Raw genomic sequence first — 18,226 nt, 5'->3', positions numbered from 1 at the left:
ACAGCATTTTCACCCGGGCGTCTGCTTTCCAACCGAGGTAAAGTTTACCTCTATGGCCGACCTGAGGCGCATTGCGCTCACGGCTCCACATTGGAAGTGGAGCCGTTTCTGTTCACACCTCCGTTGCCTCGGCAAGTTCAAGGGCGTCCTCAACGTCGACACCCAGATAACGGACGGTGTTCTCGATCTTGGTGTGGCCAAGCAGAATCTGGATGGCCCGCAGGTTTCCTGTCGCCTTGTAGATGATTGAGGCCTTGGTGCGGCGCTGGGAATGCGTTCCGTATTCCTGGGGCATAAGCCCAATCGCCTGGACCCACTCATCGACGAGACGGGCATACTGTCTTGTGCTTAGGTGGGCAGCATGGTTGATCCTGCTAGGGAATGCATAATCATCAACACCGCCGCCGCGTCGTTGTAGCCAGGCAAGAAGACTTGCGCGTGCGTCGCTCATCAGTTCGAACTGTACTGGCCGGCTACTCTTCTGCTGCACGACCATCGAGCGTGTCCGAATTTCCGGGCCGACCACGAGGGTACCAATCTTAATCTTGACGAGGTCACACCCGCGCAGCTTGCTGTCGATCGCGAGATCGAAAAGCGCGCGATCGCGCAAACGCTGCTCCCGATCCAGGAAGAAGCGGATAGCCCATATCTGTCGAGGTTTCAGAGATCGTTTCGTGCCAACCTTCTTGCCTGCATTCCAAGCGCGGCGACCGTGGGCGGCCGGGTCATATTGTGAATGTCCCATTTCGTTTTTCCTGCGGCCGTGATTGGCCGGCATAGAAACGAAGAGGCAATGGCAACGTCGGGCCGATTGCTGCCTTTCGGCTTTGAGATAGAGATTTACGCAAGCAGGCCTACACGGCCGCCGAGCGTCGAACTAATCTGACTTATCCTGGTCAATCTCCGTGAGCACACCATCGAGCAGTATGCATCGCAACAACAGGGAGGATTACAACTCGCCGGGTCATGATTCTTTTTTAGGCAGGAAACAGAAATGCTGAAGCGGGATCGAAAAAGATTTGCCGGCTCGAAGCGGTACTAGCACCGTCCGGTTGCGCGGCGTCCGAGATCGGCCTGACGTCGATTTCGTCGCCTGACGCCGTGCGCGCCACGACGCGCCGCCGATCGCCAAAGAAGGCGGCCTCGACGATTTCAACGGCGAGTGAGGCGTTCCCTGATACGGGTGTCATGCGGAATGCTTCGGGGCGCACCATCAGCTTGGCCTTCTGGCCTCGCTTGAGCTCGTCTCTCGCCCTCACGCCCTTGATGATCGAGCCGCCGACCAATCGCAGAACGGCAGCGCCGTTTACGGTCTCAATATGCTCAGCGGCGAGGAAATTCGAGTTGCCGATGAAGCCGGCGACGAAATCGGTCGCCGGCCTGAGATAAAGATCCTCGCCGGTGCCGATCTGCTCGATGCGACCGTCGCGGAAGAGCGCAATGCGGTCCGACAGATGCAGCGCTTCTTCCTGATCATGCGTGACATAGAGGATGGTGACGCCGGTCTCGCGATGGATGCGGCGGATCTCGGCCTGGATTTCCTCACGCAGTTTCTTGTCGAGCGCCGAAAGCGGCTCGTCCATCAGCAGGATGGGCGGATCATAGGCTAGCGCCCGAGCGAGCGCGACGCGCTGCTGCTGGCCGCCCGAGAGTGCCGCGGGCAGACGTTCGGCGAAGTTTTCGAGACGTACCAGCGCCAGCATGTCGGCGACCTTGCGCTTGACCTCGGCATCAGGGCGGCGGCGGACTCGGAGCGGGAAGGCGACGTTCTCGGCAACGCTCAGATGCGGGAACAGCGTGTAGCGCTGGAAGACCATGCCGATGTTGCGCTTATGCGAGGGCACGGACAGCAGCGACTTGCCTTGCAGCAGCACGTCGCCCGACGTTGGGTCCTGGAAGCCGGCGATGGCGTAGAGCGTGGTCGACTTGCCGGAGCCCGACGGTCCGAGGAAGGTCAGGAACTCGCCCTTGGGAATATCCAGCGTCACATCGTGAACGGCGGTGAAGGCGCCGAACGCCTTGCGCAATTTGTGGATCGAGAGAAAGGGCCGGGTCATGTCTGCAGCTTTCGGCGCAAGAGTGCGGTCACGATCATCAGGGCCAGCGTGAGCGCCACCAGCAGGCTTGAGGCGGCGGCGATGACGGGGGTGAGGTCGGAGCGGAGACTGCCCCAGATCTTGACGGGCAAGGTCTGCAAGGCGGGGCTCGCCATGAAGATCGCCACCACAACCTCATCCCAGGAGGCAAGGAAGGAAAAGATCGCGGCGGAGAAGATGCCGATGCGGATCGAGGGCAACGTGATGCGCAGCTTGGCCTGCAGCGGGCTCGCGCCGCAGACGATGGCCGCGTCCTCGATCGACTTGTCGAAGCCTTCGAGCGCCGTGGCGATCGGGATTATGGCGAAGGGCAACGCCAGCACGGTGTGCGCGACGACGAAGCCGATCGTGGTGCCGCCGAGGCCCAGCCGCAGGAAGAAGGCGTAGATGGCGATGGCGAAGACGACGACCGGCAGCACCATGGGCGTCAAGAGCAGCCCGCGCAAAATCTCGCGGCCGCGGAACTGGCCGCGCACCAGCGCGAAGGATGCGAGCAGGCCGACGGCGACGGCGAGCACCGCCGTCATGGTGGCGATGCGGGCGCTGGTCAGGGCAGCCTCGATCCAGGAGGGATCGGCAAGCAGCTCCTGATACCATTTCAGCGTCCAGCCGGGCGGCGGGAAGGCGAGCCAGCGCGACGAGCCGAAGGAGAGCAGCACGATGAAGACCACGGGCAGCAGTAGGAAGGCGGCGACCAGCGCCGTGAAGCCAAGCAGCGCGACTTTCAGCCAGCCGAGGCGGTCGTAGTCGAGCAGCATCTCAGGCGCCTCCCGGCGCGCGCTTTGACCCGACCAGGCGCAGCTGCAGCGCATAGAGCGCCATGGTGACGACGAGCAGGATGAAGGCGGCGGCACTCCCCAGGCCCCAGTTGAGCAGCGACTGGATCATCTGCGCGATCATTTCGGCAAGCATCATGTTCGACGTGCCGCCGAGCAGCGCCGGCGTGACGAAATAGCCGAGCGACATGACGAAGACCATCAGGCCGCCGGCGGCGATGCCGGGAAGCGAGAGCGGCAAAAGGATGCGGCGGAAGGCGGCGAGCGGGCTGGCGCCGCAAAGGGCGGCAGCGCGCAACGTCATCGGGTCGATCGCGCGCAAGGTGCCGACCAGCGGCAGGATCATGAAGGGCAGCATGATGTAGACCATACCGATCGTCACACCCGTGAGATTGTTGATGAGCGGCAGCGGCTGGTCGATGACGCCCGCAGCCATCAGCGCCCGGTTGACGACGCCGGTGCGCTGCAGAAGCACCATCCAGGCATAGGTGCGGGTCAAGAGGTTCGTCCACATCGACAGGACGATGATGCCGAACAGGATGGAAGCGAGCCCCGGCGGCATGATCGCCAGCATCCATGCGACCGGAAAGGCGACAAGCACGGTGACGATGGTGACGACAAAGGCGACCAGGAAAGTGTTGAAGAACACCCGCGCATAGGTGCCGTCGCCGAGCAGCGCCGCATAATTCTGCAGCCCAGCGGCAGGCTCGGTGATGCTGCGCAGCAACAGCGCCAGCACCGGCACGACGAAGAAAAGCCCGATCAGGATCAACGCCGGAAGCAGGCCGCCAAGGCCTGCCGGAATGCGCGGGGTTGAGATTCCTTGCTGTAGTTCCACCGACATCTCGGTATCCCGGATTGCGGATCGGGACGACCCAAGCCATCCCGATCCTTGTCACGAAAGGAGGGCGTCTACTTCGCCTGCCAAGCGTACCAGCGCGTGGCGATCTCGTCGCGATGCTCGGCCCAGTAGTTCATGTCGAGATTGATCTGGCCCTCGACATGGGCGTCGGGCAGACCCTTGACCACGTCGGCGGGCATTTCTGCCTTTGCCTTGGTGTTGATCGGCGCGTAGCCGCTCGCCTCGGCGAATTTCGCCTGGCCGGCCGGGCCGGTGGCCGTTGCAAGGAATTTCATCGCCGCGTCTTTGTTCTTGGCGCCCTTCGGCACGACGAGGACGTCGGCGGCGGTGAGGTTCTGGTTCCACGAGACGCCGACATCGGCGCCGTCCTTTTCCAGCGCGAAGACGCGGCCGTTCCAGAGCTGGCCGAATGCGGCTTCGCCCGACGCGATCAGCTGCTGCGATTCCGCGCCGCCGCCCCACCACACGATGTCTGACTTGATGGTGTCGAGCTTCTTGAAGGCGCGGTCGAGATCGAGCGGATAGAGCTTGTCGGCCGGCACTCCGTCGGCAAGCAGCGCGATCTCGATCACGCCGGGCGCTGACCATTTGTAGAAAGTGCGCTTGCCAGGAAACTTCTTGGTGTCGAACATGTCGGCCCAGCCGGTCGGCTCCCCGGAGACGGCGCCCTTGTTCCAGGCGAGCACGAAGGAATAGTAAAAGCTGCCTACGGCGTTCTCATTCGAGAAGCGCGGGTCGAGATCGGTCTTGGGCACGGCGGCGAAGTCGATCGGCTCGAGCAACCCATCCTTGGCCGCCTTGATGGCAAAATCCATTTCGACGTCGACGACGTCCCAGGTGACGTTCTTGGCGTCGACCATGGCCTTGAGCTTGCCGTAGTCGGTCGGCCCGTCCTGCAACACCTTGATGCCCGACGAAGCCGAGAACGGCTCGGCCCAGGATTTGGTCTGGGCCTCCTGCGTCGTCCCGCCCCAGCTGGTGAATACCATCTCATCGGCCTTGGCGACGGTGGTCGCCATCAACCCGGCAACGATGCCGGCGAAAATCAGTTTCATGTCATTCTCCTCTGATTGGTTGTTCCGCTTCTTGTTCTTGTCAGTCCAACCTTCGTCACGCCGTTTCAGCGCATGACGAAGGGATCGGGGATCGGGTCGTCCGAGGTGCGGATCCACACCGATTTCGAGCGCGTGTAGTCGCGGAGGGCGTCGAGCCCGCCTTCGCGGCCGAGGCCGGAGAGGCCGTAGCCTCCGAAGGGGACAAGTGGCGAGACGGCGCGGTAGGTGTTGACCCAGACGACGCCGGCATGGATGCCGCGCGCCATGCGATGCGCCTTCGCGAGATTGCCGGTGAAGACGGCGGAAGCGAGACCGAAAGGGGTGTCGTTGGCTAACGTCAGCGCTTCAGCCTCGCTGTCGAAGGCAAGCACACTGAGCACCGGCCCGAACAGTTCCTCGCGCACGCAGGCGAGAGCTTGATCCTGCGCCTCGATGATCGTCGGCGCGTAGTAGAAGCCGTTAGTTTTGTCCTTGGGACGCGCGCCGCCGGTGACTAGGTGGCCACCCGCTGCCACGCTTTCGGCGACGATCGCCTCGATCCTTTCGCGCTGGCGCGACGTCGCCAGCGGACCCATCTCGGTGGCCGGATCCTGCGGATCGCCGATGATGATGGCTTCGGCCTTGCGCTTCAGCCGGGCGAGGAAATCGTCCTTGACCGAACGCTCGACAAAAAGCCGCGAGCCGGCGACGCAGCTCTGGCCTGTAGCCGCGAAGATACCGGCCACCACCGCGTTGGCGGCGCTGTCGAGATCGGCGTCGGCGAAGACGACGACCGGACTTTTGCCGCCGAGCTCGAGCGTGGTGTAGGCGAGGTTCTCGGCCGTGTTGGCGACGATCCGCCGCGCGGTCGAAGGGCCGCCGGTGAAGGCGACGCGGGCAACCAGCGGATGGCTAGTCAGGCGATGCCCGCAATCATGGCCGAAGCCGGTGATGATGTTGACAGCGCCGGCTGGAAAGCCGGCTTCGCTAACCAACTCGGCGAAAGCGAGCAGCGGCGCCGGGCCATCCTCGGAGGCCTTGAGCACAACGGTGCAGCCGGCGGCCAGCGCCGGACCGAGCTTCACCGCCGACAGGAAGAGCTGCGAGTTCCAAGGCACGACGGCCGCGACGACGCCGATCGGTTCGGGCCGCACCGTCACTTCCATGTCGGCCTTGTCGATCGGGATGAAGGCGCCTTCGTGTTTGTCGGCCAGCCCGCCATAATAGCGGTAGTAGTCGCCGACATAGGCGATCTGGGCGCGCGTCTCTCGGATGATCTTGCCGGTGTCGCGCGTCTCCAATTTGGCCAGCCGGCCGGCATTCGCGGCGACGAGATCGCCGAGTTTCACCAGCAGCTTGCCGCGCGCGGTCGCGGTCATCGCCGACCACGGGCCGGAGCGCAGCGCCCGGTGCGCGGCCTCGACGGCCCGGTCGACATCGGCAATGGTCGCGGCCGGCATCGTCGCCCAGGGCAGGCCCGTCGACGGGTCGATGCTGTCGAAGCTGGAGGCGGGCTCAGTGAACTGGCCGTCTATGTAGTTCCTGAAGCCGGTGCTGCTCATCGCGACCCCCTCTCCTGGAAGGCCGGCATCACCTTGTCGATGAACAGCTGCAGCGATTTCTTCTTGCGCTCATGCGAGAGGCCACTGTCGATCCAGATCGAGTACTGGTCGTAGCCCTGCGCCTCGTAGGTCTTCAGCCTGGCGATCACTTCGTCGGCCTCGCCGATGACGAGGTTCTGCCGGATCTTGTCGGGCGCGTATTGCGGCATGGCCGCGATCTCTTCCTCGGTCAGCGGCTCGAGGACGCCCTGATGAACAGGCTTCTTGTTCTGGAACCAGGCGCCGAACTGGCAGTAGAACTGCGACAGGTCCCGGGTCAGGCGATCGGCGTCGGCGGCGTCCTCGGCGACGAAAGTGTGCATCAGGAGCATGATTTCCGGCCGTGCGATGTCCGGATGCGCCTGGCAGGCCGCGTTGAAGCGCTCCATCAGGCTCGCGACCTCGCCATCGCCGGAGGCGAGCGGCGTCACCTGCACCTGGCATTTGTTAGCGACGGCGAAGTTATGCGAATTCGGATCGCGCGCCGCCACCCAGATCGGCACGTAGGGCTTTTGCAAGGGCTTGGGGGAGGAGGTGGTCGGCGGGAACTGCCAGAACTCGCCGGTGTGCTCATAGTCGCCATCCCAAAGGCCACGGATCGCCGGGATGATCTCGCGCATGCGCTGGCCGGCGCCCCAGGCGTCCAGACCCGGGAAAACGCGCTGATACTCATAACTATAGGCGCCGCGCGCGATGCCGAGATCGAGCCTGCCGCCGGTGATGACGTCGGCCATCGCCGCCTCACCGGCGAGTTTGATCGGATGCCAGAAAGGCGCGATGATCGTGCCCGTCCCGAGACGGATGGTTTTCGTCTTCGCGGCGAGATAGGCGATGTTGATGAAAGGGTTCGGCGAGATGGTGAATTCCATCCCGTGATGCTCGCCGATCCAGGCGGTTTCGAAACCCGCTTCTTCCGCCAGCAGGACGAGCTCTTCCAGTTCCGTCAGCAATTCGGAATGCGCCTTGCCGAGGTCCGAACGCTCCATATGGACGAAAAGCGAAAATTTCATCGATCTCACCGCTGGCCGGAATGGATTGGGCCGGAATGGATTGGCGCCGACGGCGCGGGCTTGGCGATCGGCCGGACCTCGCCTTCGACCTCGCTGCCGATATAGACGCCGAACGAGTCCTCGGCGCGCTCGCGCGCATAACGCGCAAGCATCGAACGGACGGCCGGATCGGCGATCTTCAATTCGGCGATCTGCCCGATCTCGACAAAGCGGATCTGGCCGTCGCCGGAGACGGGAGCATCCACCGTTCCGCGATAATAGACATGGGTGCGCGAGGCGTCCGTCGCGTCGTCCCACACCGCGTAGAGGAAGCCGAGCTCGGCAGCGATCGCCTTGGCGGCGAGTTTTCCCCTGAGGCTGCGGGCGTCGTTCGCGGCACCGAGGCCCCGGCCGGCCGGCAATTGGTATGATCCCTCTGCGGTCTCGAAGAAAAGCACGCGGCCTTCGTTCTCGAGGATGGCGCCGACTTCGGTTCCGGGCGGAGCGGCCGCCGCAAGCGCTTCCTGGCTGAGGCCCGGCCTGACATAGGCGCCGCGGCAATAGCCGAGAGGCTGGGCGCCATTATGGGTGAAGTCATGGACGCGGCCGATGAGGATCGAGTGATCGCCGGCATCGACCAGCTGCTCCATGCCGCAATCGAACACCGCGACCGATCCTTCGATCAGCGGATTGCCGGTTTGCCCGGGCTGCCAGGCGACGGACGCGAACTTGTCCGCAGCCTTGGAAGCGAAGATGCCGGACGCGGCCTTCTGGGCTTCCGCCAGGATGTTGATGGCAAAGCCCCGCGATGTCGAGAAGGCCTGATGCCCGAGCGCCTTCTTGGCGATGCAGACCAGCACCAGCGGCGGATCGAGAGAGACCGAGGTGAAGGAGTTGGCGGTGAAGCCGCGCGGATCGCCTGTTTCGTCGATGGTGGTGACGATGGTGACGCCGGTCAGGAAGGAGCCCAGCGCGCGCCGGAACTCCACTGCGTCGAATGCGGGGGCGTCGAATGCGGGAGCGTCGAACGCCGGACGCGCCTCGGCGCTCGCGGACACATCTGCCACCTGGTCGAGAAAGGTCGTGATGCGTTGAGTCACTTTTTGCGGCGAAGCGATTGTCATCATGTGCTTTTCGCCTGCGAGCACCAGGCATTGTCCGGCTGGCGCAAGCCTTGCCATCGCAGCCGACATGGCGGGCGTGGAGTTGCGATCTTCCGATCCGGTCATGAATAGCGCGGGTGCCGCGAGATCGGCCAGACGATCGGCGTGCGCGGTGTCGGCGTTGGCAAAGAGGCGGTAGGTGCGGGCATAGCCTTCGGCGTCGACGCTTTCGAGGGCCGTGCGGGCCGTGGCGGCGGCGCCCGCCAGAGCGGGCGGGATCGGATTGCCGAACCAGCGGGCTATCGTGGCGGCGATCGCCGACGGATCGCCGGGGCCGCCAAGCGCTGCCGCCCGTTCGCGCACCGCTTGCGCAAGTTCGGGCGGGCGGCGGAAGACGGCATTGAGACAGACGATTGAATTGACGCGCGACGGAGCGCGGAGTGCCAGCTCCTGCGCCACCAGCGCGCCCATCGAGTGACCGACGACGGCGACGCGGTCGAGGCCGAGATGATCGAGCAGGCGGATCGCCTGGTCGGCGAAGTCGGAGAGGCCGGCGTTCTCCGGGGACAGCGGCGAAGCGCCATGGCCAAGCATGTCGATGGCGATCACCTCGAAACGACCTTGCATGGCGGCGATCTGCGGCTGCCAGATCGCGGCATCCATGCCGACGCCGTGGATGAACAGGACCGGCGCGCCGGCGCCGGCACGGATGAAGCCGGTGCCGTCGGGGGCTTTGCTGCGGATCGTCGCGGCGTCAGCCATGCAGGTCTCCGAGCTCCTTCAGGTCCTGGTAGCGGTCGCCGATGCGGTGATGCGGGCGGCCGCCGATGGACGCGCCAAGCGCCACCACCAATTCGTCCGGGGCGGGCGCGTCGCCGATCTGGAAATGGACAGTCAGATAATGCGAGCGGCGGCCTTCGTCGTTCTTGTCCATCAGCGGGATCATGATCGGCGTATTGGGACCGCCACGCAGATTGGTGAAAGCAAGGTAGGTCTTGGCGCCGAGGGCGCGGCGATAGTGGTTGCCGAAATGCAGCGTGTGGATCAACGCCGAGGCATGCTCGACCTCGCCCGACGTGCCGCAGATGGCTGCCTTGCCGTAGCCTTCGATCGCTTCGCCGGAGCCTGCTATGCCGATGATCTCGTTGGTCAGCGTTTCGCCGAGCACTGGCGCGATGGCGCGGATCTCGGGGGATAGGTCCTCGGTGAAGCCGCGGCCGGCCCAGGGGTTGGTGAGCACCGCGGCGACGCCGATCAGGCGTAAAGGCTGCGGCGCCGCCTTGCCGCCTTCGATCAGCGTGTTCTCGGTATAGGTCACGATCTTGCGAATGGCCGGCTGCATGGAATTCCTCGGCATGGAGCCGCTTGCGGCTGCATCGATTTCTATATCGTCTTATGGTATACCATGCTATGGAGTGCCGCGTACCTTGTCAATCGGTCATGGAATCTGTTTCTGTGAAGAGGCTGACGGCTGAGGAAAAAATGGCTGACGACACGCTACGCATCGACCGCTCCGCCAAGACGCTGAGGACTTTGGCGCTGGAGCGCATGCGCGAGGCGATCATGGATTTTCATTTCCAGCCCGGCGAGCGGCTGGTCGAGCGGCCGCTCTGCGATCAGCTCGGCGTCAGCCGTTCGGTGGTGCGCGAGGTGTTGCGGCAGCTGGAGACCGAGGGCCTGGTGCAGATGATACCGGGGCACGGGCCGGCGGTGGCCAAGCCCGATCTTGGCCGGACTGACGAGATCTACGAGCTGCGCGCGTTGCTGGAAGGCATAGCGGCGAAGGCCTGCGCCACCTCGGCCACCAACGACCAGATCGCCCTGCTCGACGCGACCTTGGCAAAGCTGCTCGAAGCGTGGGCGTCGGGCTCGCCGTCCGAGGTGATGCGGGCGACGACCAAGTTCTACGAGGCGCTGTTCGAGTCGGCCGACAAACGCGTCGCATGGGAGATCGTGAGCGGGCTCAACGTACGCATCAATCAGCTGCGATCGATGACGATCGCCTCGGCGAACCGACGCGAGCCGGCAATCGCCGAAATGCACGAGATCATGGATGCTATCCGCTCACGTAAACCGGAGGCGGCCGAGGCTGCCGCGCGTAGGCATGTCGAATCCGCCTGGCACATCGCCCGCACTGCGTTGCAGCCCGACGGTCAGTTTGGTTCGGCTGCCGAGAAAGCGGTCGCCTCGGCAGCCTCTCGTGCCAAGGAGGTCCGGCACCGGTCCGTGGGGTCATTTTCGAAATAAAGTCCTTTGTGATGTTCACCCTACGAGAACTTTGACTTCCAGGGGCGGCTGACGATTGTCTGGTTCCAGGAGAGGGCAGAGCCGATCTTTTCGGCAGAGATAGGCGCAAAGCTCTCATGACGTCTTTGAGGCCGTTATCGGACCAGCAGCTGAAAAGCTAACATTCTCAAAAGCGGACCTTGTAATTTTAGGACGGCATCGACTGATCTGGCATGCGGCTCCCGAATGAGGCCAGAGCGAGATTAGAACCGGGCCGACCTGAAGGGGGGCAGCAATGTGCTGTCCTTTCCGTAAACCACGTCGGCGACCAGTCGGGCAGTAAGCGGTGCGAGCGTGAGTCCCAGATGACCGTGGCCGAAGGCGTAGATCACGTCCGGTGATTTCGTCGAGGGGCCGATGACTGGACGCGAATCCGGCAGCGATGGCCGGAAGCCCAGCCATTGCGATGAGGGTTGGCCAAGATCAGGAAAGAACTGCCGCACGCCGCGATCGAGCAGCGCCAGCCGGCGCGGATTGGGCGGCGCGCTGAGCCCGCCCAATTCGACGGTGCCGGCGACCCGGAGACGGCCATCCATCGGCGTCATGTAGAAACCGAGATCGACCGGGCAGACCGGGCGGTTGAGCAAAGGCGCCGCGGTTTGAAATTCCAGATGGTAGCCGCGCTCGGTGTCGAGCGGGATCCGGTCGCCGGCCTGGACCGCGAGCGGCCGGGATCGCGCGCCCGCCGCAATCACCACTTTTTGCGCCGTGACGGCGAGGCCCGGGCCGCTCAGCCGCACGCCGGCACCGGTTGCGAGGCCGGTCACGCTCGCGCGCATGAATTGAGCGCCCCTGGCGGTGGCCGCCGCCGCCAGGCGGGCCATCACCGCACTGGGATCGCTGACATTGATCGAGTCCGGGAAATAGAGGCCTTTGGTCTCGAACGCCGCAAGCTGCGGCTCCAGCGCGGCCACCTGATCGGCGCTCAGCACCTGCTGGTGGACGCCGAGTTCGGCCCGCAACGCCCGTCCACCCTTGGAGGCGGCAAAATCGCTGTCGCGGCGATAGACATAGAGGCAGCCGTTGCGGCGCATCAGATCCTGAAGCCCGGCCTCCTGCACCATTTCGCCCCAGGCCGGCAGCGCTTCGGCGAGCAGGCCGGCGAGCGCCAGCGCAGTGGCGCGGGTTGCCCCCGGCAACGACTGCCGGACAAAGCGGATGAGCCATGGCGCGAGTTGGAAAAGCGCTGCCCAGCGCAGCGAGAACGGGCTGTCGGGATCGAGCAACAGCTTCGGCAGCGCGCGCAGCACGCCGGGATTGCCGACCGGCATGCAGGCATATTCGGCGATCGTGCCGGCATTGCCGAAGGAAGCGCCCGAGCCAGGCTCGTTCGGGTCGATGAGTAGGACCTCGCGGCCTTCGCCGGCGAGGCGCAAAGCCGTCGCCAGGCCGACGACGCCGGCGCCGATGATGGCGATCTCGACCGATTTCGGCGCGGAGGTCATCGACCTAGACGAAGCCAGGCAGTTGCAGATGGCCGGCGGCGAGTAGTTCGGCCATGGTAGTGAGCGCCGTGCGCAAATCCTCCTGCGAGCGCGCGGCCCCGACATTGATGCGCACGCCGTGCTGGACCGGCTCGCGGCCGACGGCGAAGGCGTCGCCCGGCAGCACGGCGACGCCACGCTCCAGGCAGGTGCGGGCAAAGCCGGCGCCGCGCCAGGGCTCCGGCAGGCGCAGCCAGGCATGCGTAGAGATTGGGTTGCTCTGGACGTCGAAGCGGCCGAGGATTTCGGAGAGGATCGCCTGGCGGTGGCGCAGCTCCTGTTTCTGGATCTCGATGATGCGGCCAGCCGCACCTTCCTCGATCAACCTGGCGCCGATCAGCGCCGTCAATGGGCTGATGCTCCAGCAATTGATGCGCAGCGCCGCCGCGACCTGGCCGGCGATCGGGCGTGGCGCGATGACAAAGCCAAGCCGCAGGCCGGGCGCCAGGCATTTCGACAGCGCGCCGAGATGGATCGTCAGCTCCGGTTCGAGGCTGGCGAAGGAGGGCGGCGGGTCATCGGCCAGGGGGCGGTAGACGTCGTCCTCGATGATCAGCACATTGTGGCGCCGCGCCACCGCCGCCAATTCCTGCCGGCGCTCCGCGCTCAGCGTGATCGTCGTCGGATTGTGCAGCGTCGGAACCACGAAAACGGCACGCGGGCGAAACTGTGCGCAAGCTGCCTCGAAGGCGTCCGGACGCATGCCGCCGCGATCCATTGCGACACCACGCAGGTCCAGCCCGTGGACACGGCAGAGCGCGTTGATGCCCTGATAGGTCACCTCGTCGGCAAGTATCACCTCACCTTGCCTGGTGACGGCGCCAAGAACGCAGTCGAGGCCATGCTGGGCGCCGGCGGCGAGCACGACACGGCCCGGGTCGCCATCGCCGGCGACTGCTTTGAACCAATCGGCGACCGCCACACGTCCCCAGAGCGGTCCCTCCGGCGGGTGATAATCCTGCAGCGAGGCGTAGTGGCGATCCTTGGAAAGGCGCGGCAGCAGGGCGGCTACCGCATCCAGATAGGCGGAGGTAGCCGGCCGGTTGACCGAGAGGTCGATGATGCCGCTCTGGTCGCTCGGCGCTGACACGAAGCCCGGCTTCTCGCCCGCATCGCGGGCGGCGACTGTCGTGCCGCGCCCGGGGCGCGCCTCGAGCAGGCCTTGCTCCTGCAGGGTGGAGAGCGCCCGCGTCACGGTCGTGACATTGATGCCCAAAGCCCGAGCGATCTCGCGCTGCGGCGGCAGCCGGTCGCCGACGGCAAGCGTACCCGCGGCGATGCGTTCGGCGATCGCGTCGGCAAGACGGCGATAGACCGGGCTTTCATCCTCGGTGAGGCGAAGATCTTGGAGCATAGGGGGATTCAAACTACGGCTGACGTCTCATTTATCGGGCATCTAGCATAAGACAACGATCCAGACAATAGAGCTTGTCCCACATCCAATCCGACAAAAATAATCACACAATGCCCCAATTTTCGGCTTGACGGGCAAAGTTGTCCGCATTTATGGTCGATTCAATTTGATTGTGTGACCATACAAGTCGGACAGCGCGCTGTTTCAGCGGGCCTGCACCGAGAGGACGAGGCATGGATCGCAAGCCACATCACGAATCGCTAATCCGCAACTGGGATTGCGTGCGATGAGCGCCAGCCAGGCCTCCGCCCTGTCCAGCAGTGCAACGACTGCGCGTCCAGCGCAGGCGAGTGCCGGCCAGGGTTTCGTCGAATTCGCCGACGTCGAAAAATCCTATGACGGCCGCACTTTCGCCGTGACGCGGATGAACCTCACCGTCGCGCGCGGCGAGTTCCTGACGCTGCTTGGGCCGTCCGGTTCCGGCAAGACCACCACGCTCAACATGCTCGCCGGCTTCGAGCGGCCGACGCATGGCACGATCACGCTCGAGGGCCAGCCGGTCGACCGTCTGCCGCCCTATCAGCGCAACATCGGCATGGTGTTCCAGAACTATGCGCTGTTCCCGCATATGACCGTCGAGGAGAATGTCGGCTTCCCGCTCTCCGTCCGCCGGGTGAGCAAGGCCGACATCGCGGCCCGCGTCGGCCGCGCGCTCGACATGGTGCGGCTGAAGCAATTCGGCGACCGCCGCCCGTCGCAGCTTTCCGGTGGCCAGCAGCAGCGCGTGGCGCTGGCTCGCGCGCTGGTATTCCAGCCGAGCCTGGTGCTGATGGACGAGCCGCTCGGCGCGCTCGACAAGAAATTGCGCGAGCATATGCAGCTCGAGATCAAGCAGATACACACGATGCTGGGCGTCACCATCGTCTATGTCACACATGACCAGAGCGAGGCGCTGACGATGTCGGACCGCGTCGCCGTGTTCAACCAGGGCGGCATCGCCCAGCTCGGCTCGCCAGACGATCTCTACAACACCCCGCAAAGCTCATTCGTGGCGAGCTTCATCGGTGAGAACAACACGCTGGAAGGCGTGGTCGATCGCGTCTCGGGAGAGCAATGCCGCGTCAGGCTGGATGGCGGCGGCGAGGTCAGCGCGCTGGCGGTCGGCGTCACGCAAGGCGCCGCCTGCCACGTCGCCGTCCGGCCCGAGCGGCTCAGCCTGTCGACTGCCGCCAATGGCGGCAACATGCTGGCGGCGACCGTCGATGGGCGCATCTATCTCGGCGATCACCTGCGCCTGCTGACGAGGCTCGCCAACGACCAGGTGCTGACCGTCAAGGTCGGCCCCGAAGCGATGATGGCGAATGGCGAGACCGTCACGGTCTCCTGCGCGCCGAACGATTGCCGCGCCTTCCCGGCTGATGCCGGAACGGGCGGCGCCATTCCAAAACAGGGGAAAATGCAATGACACAGTTGAGAACACGCCTATTCGCCCTCGCGGCCGCCACGGCCTGCATCACGATTGCCGGCGCCGCTTTCGCAGACGAGCTGTCGATCATGGCGAGCGGCGGCGCCTGGCAGGACGCGCAGCGCAAGGCCTGGTTCGAGCCATTCGCCAAGGAAACCGGCGCCAAGATCCTGGAACAGGAATATCTTGGCGATCTCGGTAAGGTCAAAGCCATGGTCGAGACCGGCAATGTGCCAATCGACCTGGTGACGGTCGAGACCGCGACCGTGCTGCAGGGCTGCGACGCCGGCATCCTGGAGCGGCTCGACTATTCCAAGATCGGCCCGCGCGACAAATTCATCGAAGGCTCGGCTCTGGATTGCGGAGTCGGTCTCGATGCTTACGGCGATATCCTCGCCTATGACCCGACGGTGCTCAAGGAAGCGCCGACCTCGGTGCTCGACCTCTTCGACACTGCGAAATTCCCCGGCAAGCGCGCCATGCGCAAGTTCCCGGCGCAGAACCTCGAATGGGCGCTGATGGCCGACGGCGTGGCACCCGCCGACGTCTACAAGGTGCTGGCCACGCCGGAGGGTGTCGACCGCGCCTTCAAGAAGCTCGACACGATCAAGAAGGACATCGTCTGGTGGGATGCCGGCGCGCAGCCGGCGCAGCTGCTCGCCTCTAAGGAAGTGGTGATGACCACCGCCTGGAACGGCCGCATTCAGAACGCTATCGACAACGACAAGAAGCCGTTCAAGATCGTCTGGAACAACCAGATCCTTGAATACGACATGATCGCCATCCCGAAAGGCGCGCGTAATCCGGAACTGGCGTACAAATACCTGGCTTACATCAGCGAGCCTAAGAACAACGCCAAGCTCGCCAGCTTCATCACCTATGGGCCGGTGCGCACCGACGCGGCGTCCTTCGTCGCGGCCGACGCGCTGCCGAAGCTGCCCAACGCTCCCGATCATCTGGCCGGCGCCTATCTCGTCGCCGATACCGAGTTCTGGGGCGACTATGGCGAGGACCTCGTCAAGCGCTTCAACGCCTGGCTGGCCCAGTAGGATCATCTGATGTCGGCGCTCCAGCCCAGCGAACTCGACCGGCCGACGCTGGCCCGCGACCGGTCAGCCGCCGATGCGGATCTCAAATCCGTGTCGGCGGCGCTCCGGCGCGCCGAATTCGGCGACCGGATGCGCTCGCTGCTACAGGCCGCGCCGCTGCTGGTCCTCCTGGCGCTGAGCTTCGGCATCCCGATCGTGCTTTTGCTTTCGCGCGCGGTCTATGATCCGACCATTGCGGACGCCTTGCCCAAGACGACCGCGGCCCTGGCCGGCTGGAACGGCCAGGGCCTGCCCGGCGACGATGCCTTCGCGGCGCTCGCGGCGGACCTCAAGGACAACCAGGCCAAGGGCACGGCCTATGAGCTGGCCAAGAGCCTCAACGCCCGCCTGCCCGGCGCGCGCAGCCAGCTCTTGAAGACGGTGCGCAAGCTCGAAAGCGCCGACGGCCAGGCGGCGGTCGACGCCATGAAATCGGTGCCGTTCTGGTCGGCGCCGGCGACCTGGCCGGCCATCCGTAGCGGCACTCAAAGCTTCACCTCTTTCTATCTGCTCAGCGCGCTCGACCTGCGCTGGAACGCCGATGGCGGGATCGAGCGGGTGCCGCCGGAGCAGGCGATCTTCATCCAGGTGTTCCTGCGCACCTTCTTCGTCGCCGCGTCGGTGACGCTGGCAACGCTGATCCTCGGCTTTCCGCTCGCCTATCTGATCGCCAATGTGCCGAAGGGCCTGGCCGCCATTCTGATCGTCGCGGTGCTCTTACCGTTCTGGACCTCGATCCTGGTGCGCACCGCGGCCTGGACCGTGCTTTTGCAGAAGTTCGGCCTGGTCAACGATTTCCTGCTTCTCATCGGCGTCGCCGGCGACCGGCTCGACCTGATGTACAGCCGCATCGGCTTGATCATCGCGATGACGCATATCCAGCTGCCGTTCACGCTGCTGCCGATCTACAGCGTCATGCGCACCATCCCGCCCTCGCAGATGAAGGCCGCCTATTCGCTGGGTGCCAAGCCTATCACGGCGTTCCGCCGCGTCTACATTCCGCAGGTGTTCCCGGGTGTGATGGCCGGCTGTATGCTCACCTTCATCCTGTGCCTCGGCTATTACATAACGCCGGCGCTGATCGGCGGGGCAAGCGATCAGCTGATCAGCAATTTCATCGCCAACTACGTCAATGTCGAACTGAATTGGGAGATGGCGGCGGCGCTGTCCTTCATCCTGCTTGTCTTCACGCTGGCGTTGTTCGGCATCTTCGCCCGCGTCCTTGGCCTCGACCGCCTGAAGCTGGTGTAGCCCATGCTGTTGTCTCCTTACCCTACGACCGGCGAACGTATCCGCATCACGCTGCTGTGGATCTGGTGCGGGCTGGTCATCCTGTTCCTCTTGGTGCCGATCCTCATCCCGGTGCCGCTCTCCTTTAACAGCGGCGCCTTCTTCATCTTTCCGCTGGAGGGGATTTCAACGCGCTGGTACGAGGTGGTGCTGGGCACCGAGCGCTGGCAGTCGGCGATCGGCAACAGCCTGATCGTCGCCTTCGGCACGACGGTGATCGCAACGACGCTCGGCACGCTGACGGCGATCGCGCTGTCCGACGAGAAATTCCCCGGACGTCGCATCATCATGCCGCTGCTGTTGTCGCCGCTGATCGTGCCGGTGGTGATTACAGCCGTCGGTTCGTACCTGTTCTATGCGCGCGTCGGGCTGGCCAGCACCTATGCCGGCATCATCCTGGCGCATACGGCTCTGGCCAGTCCGTTCGTGGTGGTAACGGTGGGCGCCAGCCTGACCGGCTTCGACCGTAACCTGATGCGCGCCGCGGCGATCTCCGGCGCAAAACCGCTGACGTCGTTCTTCCGCGTCATGCTGCCGCTGATCCTGCCCGGCGTGCTTTCGGGCGCGGCCTTCGCTTTCGTCACCTCCTTCGACGAAGTGGTCGTCGTGCAGTTCCTGGCGAGCGCCGGCCAGCGCACCATGCCGCTCGAAATGTTCATCGGGCTGCGCGAGAAGCTCAGCCCGGCGATCACAGCCGCGGCGACCTTGATGATGGGGCTATCGATCCTGTTGCTCCTGGTCGCGAACATCCTGGCGCGGCGTGGGCGGAAGGCCTCGAATGCATGAAACGAAATCACG

Annotated in this window: 16 protein-coding genes; 5 read left to right on the top strand and 11 right to left on the bottom strand. The window is 64.6% G+C overall.

Going from position 1 to position 18,226, the window contains the following annotated elements; all coding sequences use genetic code 11:
- Positions 1-112 precede the first annotated feature (112 nt).
- The 9 genes from EJ068_RS19810 to EJ068_RS19770 all read right to left on the bottom strand — a co-directional run bounded on the left by EJ068_RS19810 (position 113) and on the right by EJ068_RS19770 (position 9,803).
- Complete coding sequence (locus tag EJ068_RS19810; RefSeq protein WP_129554766.1) at positions 113-745, bottom strand: tyrosine-type recombinase/integrase; 633 nt, start codon at positions 743-745, stop codon at positions 113-115.
- A 232-nt stretch (positions 746-977) separates the two neighbouring features.
- Positions 978-2,057, bottom strand: a complete 1,080-nt coding sequence (locus EJ068_RS19805) for an ABC transporter ATP-binding protein (RefSeq protein ID WP_129554765.1) — start codon at positions 2,055-2,057, stop codon at positions 978-980.
- On the bottom strand, positions 2,054-2,854 hold the full coding sequence (locus tag EJ068_RS19800; protein WP_129554764.1) for an ABC transporter permease: 801 nt from the start codon (positions 2,852-2,854) through the stop codon (positions 2,054-2,056). Before EJ068_RS19800 ends, EJ068_RS19805 begins: the two co-directional genes overlap by 4 nt.
- Position 2,855: 1 nt before the next feature.
- Entirely contained in the window at positions 2,856-3,716 is an 861-nt protein-coding gene (locus tag EJ068_RS19795) for an ABC transporter permease (protein ID WP_129554763.1), read from the bottom strand.
- A gap of 68 nt (positions 3,717-3,784) precedes the next feature.
- On the bottom strand, positions 3,785-4,789 hold the full coding sequence (locus EJ068_RS19790; RefSeq protein WP_129554762.1) for an ABC transporter substrate-binding protein: 1,005 nt from the start codon (positions 4,787-4,789) through the stop codon (positions 3,785-3,787).
- Positions 4,790-4,854: 65 nt separating this feature from the next.
- Positions 4,855-6,330 carry an aldehyde dehydrogenase gene (locus EJ068_RS19785; protein ID WP_129554761.1) on the bottom strand — a complete coding sequence of 492 codons (1,476 nt, stop codon included), beginning with the start codon at positions 6,328-6,330 and terminating at the stop codon, positions 4,855-4,857.
- Positions 6,327-7,379, bottom strand: coding sequence for an LLM class flavin-dependent oxidoreductase (locus EJ068_RS19780; RefSeq protein WP_129554760.1), 1,053 nt, complete (start codon positions 7,377-7,379; stop codon positions 6,327-6,329). The genes EJ068_RS19785 and EJ068_RS19780 overlap by 4 nt, the downstream gene beginning before the upstream one ends.
- 5 nt (positions 7,380-7,384) lie before the next feature.
- On the bottom strand, positions 7,385-9,223 hold the full coding sequence (locus EJ068_RS33700) for an alpha/beta fold hydrolase (RefSeq protein WP_129554759.1): 1,839 nt from the start codon (positions 9,221-9,223) through the stop codon (positions 7,385-7,387).
- The gene (locus EJ068_RS19770) at positions 9,216-9,803 is read right to left on the bottom strand and encodes an amino acid synthesis family protein (protein WP_129554758.1); all 588 of its coding nucleotides are present in this window, start codon (positions 9,801-9,803) and stop codon (positions 9,216-9,218) included. Before EJ068_RS19770 ends, EJ068_RS33700 begins: the two co-directional genes overlap by 8 nt.
- 140 nt (positions 9,804-9,943) lie before the next feature.
- Here EJ068_RS19770 and EJ068_RS19765 point away from each other — a divergent pair, with 140 nt between their 5' ends.
- Positions 9,944-10,708 carry a GntR family transcriptional regulator gene (locus EJ068_RS19765; RefSeq protein WP_245463159.1) on the top strand — a complete coding sequence of 255 codons (765 nt, stop codon included), beginning with the start codon at positions 9,944-9,946 and terminating at the stop codon, positions 10,706-10,708.
- Between the two features lie 242 nt (positions 10,709-10,950).
- Here EJ068_RS19765 and EJ068_RS19760 read toward each other — a convergent pair whose 3' ends face one another.
- Both EJ068_RS19760 and EJ068_RS19755 read right to left on the bottom strand, forming a co-directional pair.
- Positions 10,951-12,192, bottom strand: coding sequence for an FAD-dependent oxidoreductase (locus tag EJ068_RS19760; RefSeq protein WP_129554757.1), 1,242 nt, complete (start codon positions 12,190-12,192; stop codon positions 10,951-10,953).
- 4 nt (positions 12,193-12,196) lie between these two features.
- On the bottom strand, positions 12,197-13,585 hold the full coding sequence (locus EJ068_RS19755) for a PLP-dependent aminotransferase family protein (protein ID WP_129554756.1): 1,389 nt from the start codon (positions 13,583-13,585) through the stop codon (positions 12,197-12,199).
- A 286-nt stretch (positions 13,586-13,871) separates the two neighbouring features.
- Here EJ068_RS19755 and EJ068_RS19750 point away from each other — a divergent pair, with 286 nt between their 5' ends.
- Genes EJ068_RS19750 through EJ068_RS19735 form a run of 4 tightly spaced genes read left to right on the top strand, consistent with a single transcriptional unit; the run spans position 13,872 to position 18,214 of the window.
- A complete protein-coding gene (locus EJ068_RS19750; protein WP_129554755.1) occupies positions 13,872-15,050 on the top strand; it encodes an ABC transporter ATP-binding protein in 1,179 nt (392 codons plus the stop codon).
- Positions 15,047-16,099: an ABC transporter substrate-binding protein gene (locus tag EJ068_RS19745; RefSeq protein WP_129554754.1), complete on the top strand. Its 1,053-nt coding sequence runs from the start codon at positions 15,047-15,049 to the stop codon at positions 16,097-16,099. The genes EJ068_RS19750 and EJ068_RS19745 overlap by 4 nt, the downstream gene beginning before the upstream one ends.
- A gap of 9 nt (positions 16,100-16,108) precedes the next feature.
- Positions 16,109-17,389: an ABC transporter permease gene (locus EJ068_RS19740; RefSeq protein ID WP_129554753.1), complete on the top strand. Its 1,281-nt coding sequence runs from the start codon at positions 16,109-16,111 to the stop codon at positions 17,387-17,389.
- A gap of 3 nt (positions 17,390-17,392) precedes the next feature.
- Positions 17,393-18,214, top strand: a complete 822-nt coding sequence (locus tag EJ068_RS19735) for an ABC transporter permease (protein WP_129554752.1) — start codon at positions 17,393-17,395, stop codon at positions 18,212-18,214.
- The last annotated feature ends 12 nt before the right edge of the window (positions 18,215-18,226 follow it).

Origin of the sequence: Mesorhizobium sp. M2A.F.Ca.ET.043.02.1.1 (assembly GCF_003952405.1) — a bacterium.
In the GTDB taxonomy this organism is placed as follows: domain Bacteria; phylum Pseudomonadota; class Alphaproteobacteria; order Rhizobiales; family Rhizobiaceae; genus Mesorhizobium.
Note: the sequence above shows the minus strand (reverse complement) of the source record. Positions and strands in the feature narration are given on the sequence as shown.

Coding starts and splice junctions, on each gene's coding strand:
- EJ068_RS19760 (WP_129554757.1), bottom strand. CDS start 12,192: ATGACCTCCGCGCCGAAATCGGTCGAGATCGCCATCATCGGCGCCGGC.
- EJ068_RS19765 (WP_245463159.1), top strand. CDS start 9,944: ATGGCTGACGACACGCTACGCATCGACCGCTCCGCCAAGACGCTGAGG.
- EJ068_RS19805 (WP_129554765.1), bottom strand. CDS start 2,057: ATGACCCGGCCCTTTCTCTCGATCCACAAATTGCGCAAGGCGTTCGGC.
- EJ068_RS19735 (WP_129554752.1), top strand. CDS start 17,393: ATGCTGTTGTCTCCTTACCCTACGACCGGCGAACGTATCCGCATCACG.
- EJ068_RS19800 (WP_129554764.1), bottom strand. CDS start 2,854: ATGCTGCTCGACTACGACCGCCTCGGCTGGCTGAAAGTCGCGCTGCTT.
- EJ068_RS19790 (WP_129554762.1), bottom strand. CDS start 4,789: ATGAAACTGATTTTCGCCGGCATCGTTGCCGGGTTGATGGCGACCACC.
- EJ068_RS19785 (WP_129554761.1), bottom strand. CDS start 6,330: ATGAGCAGCACCGGCTTCAGGAACTACATAGACGGCCAGTTCACTGAG.
- EJ068_RS19770 (WP_129554758.1), bottom strand. CDS start 9,803: ATGCAGCCGGCCATTCGCAAGATCGTGACCTATACCGAGAACACGCTG.
- EJ068_RS33700 (WP_129554759.1), bottom strand. CDS start 9,223: ATGGCTGACGCCGCGACGATCCGCAGCAAAGCCCCCGACGGCACCGGC.
- EJ068_RS19745 (WP_129554754.1), top strand. CDS start 15,047: ATGACACAGTTGAGAACACGCCTATTCGCCCTCGCGGCCGCCACGGCC.
- EJ068_RS19795 (WP_129554763.1), bottom strand. CDS start 3,716: ATGTCGGTGGAACTACAGCAAGGAATCTCAACCCCGCGCATTCCGGCA.
- EJ068_RS19755 (WP_129554756.1), bottom strand. CDS start 13,585: ATGCTCCAAGATCTTCGCCTCACCGAGGATGAAAGCCCGGTCTATCGC.
- EJ068_RS19740 (WP_129554753.1), top strand. CDS start 16,109: ATGTCGGCGCTCCAGCCCAGCGAACTCGACCGGCCGACGCTGGCCCGC.
- EJ068_RS19780 (WP_129554760.1), bottom strand. CDS start 7,379: ATGAAATTTTCGCTTTTCGTCCATATGGAGCGTTCGGACCTCGGCAAG.
- EJ068_RS19750 (WP_129554755.1), top strand. CDS start 13,872: ATGAGCGCCAGCCAGGCCTCCGCCCTGTCCAGCAGTGCAACGACTGCG.
- EJ068_RS19810 (WP_129554766.1), bottom strand. CDS start 745: ATGGGACATTCACAATATGACCCGGCCGCCCACGGTCGCCGCGCTTGG.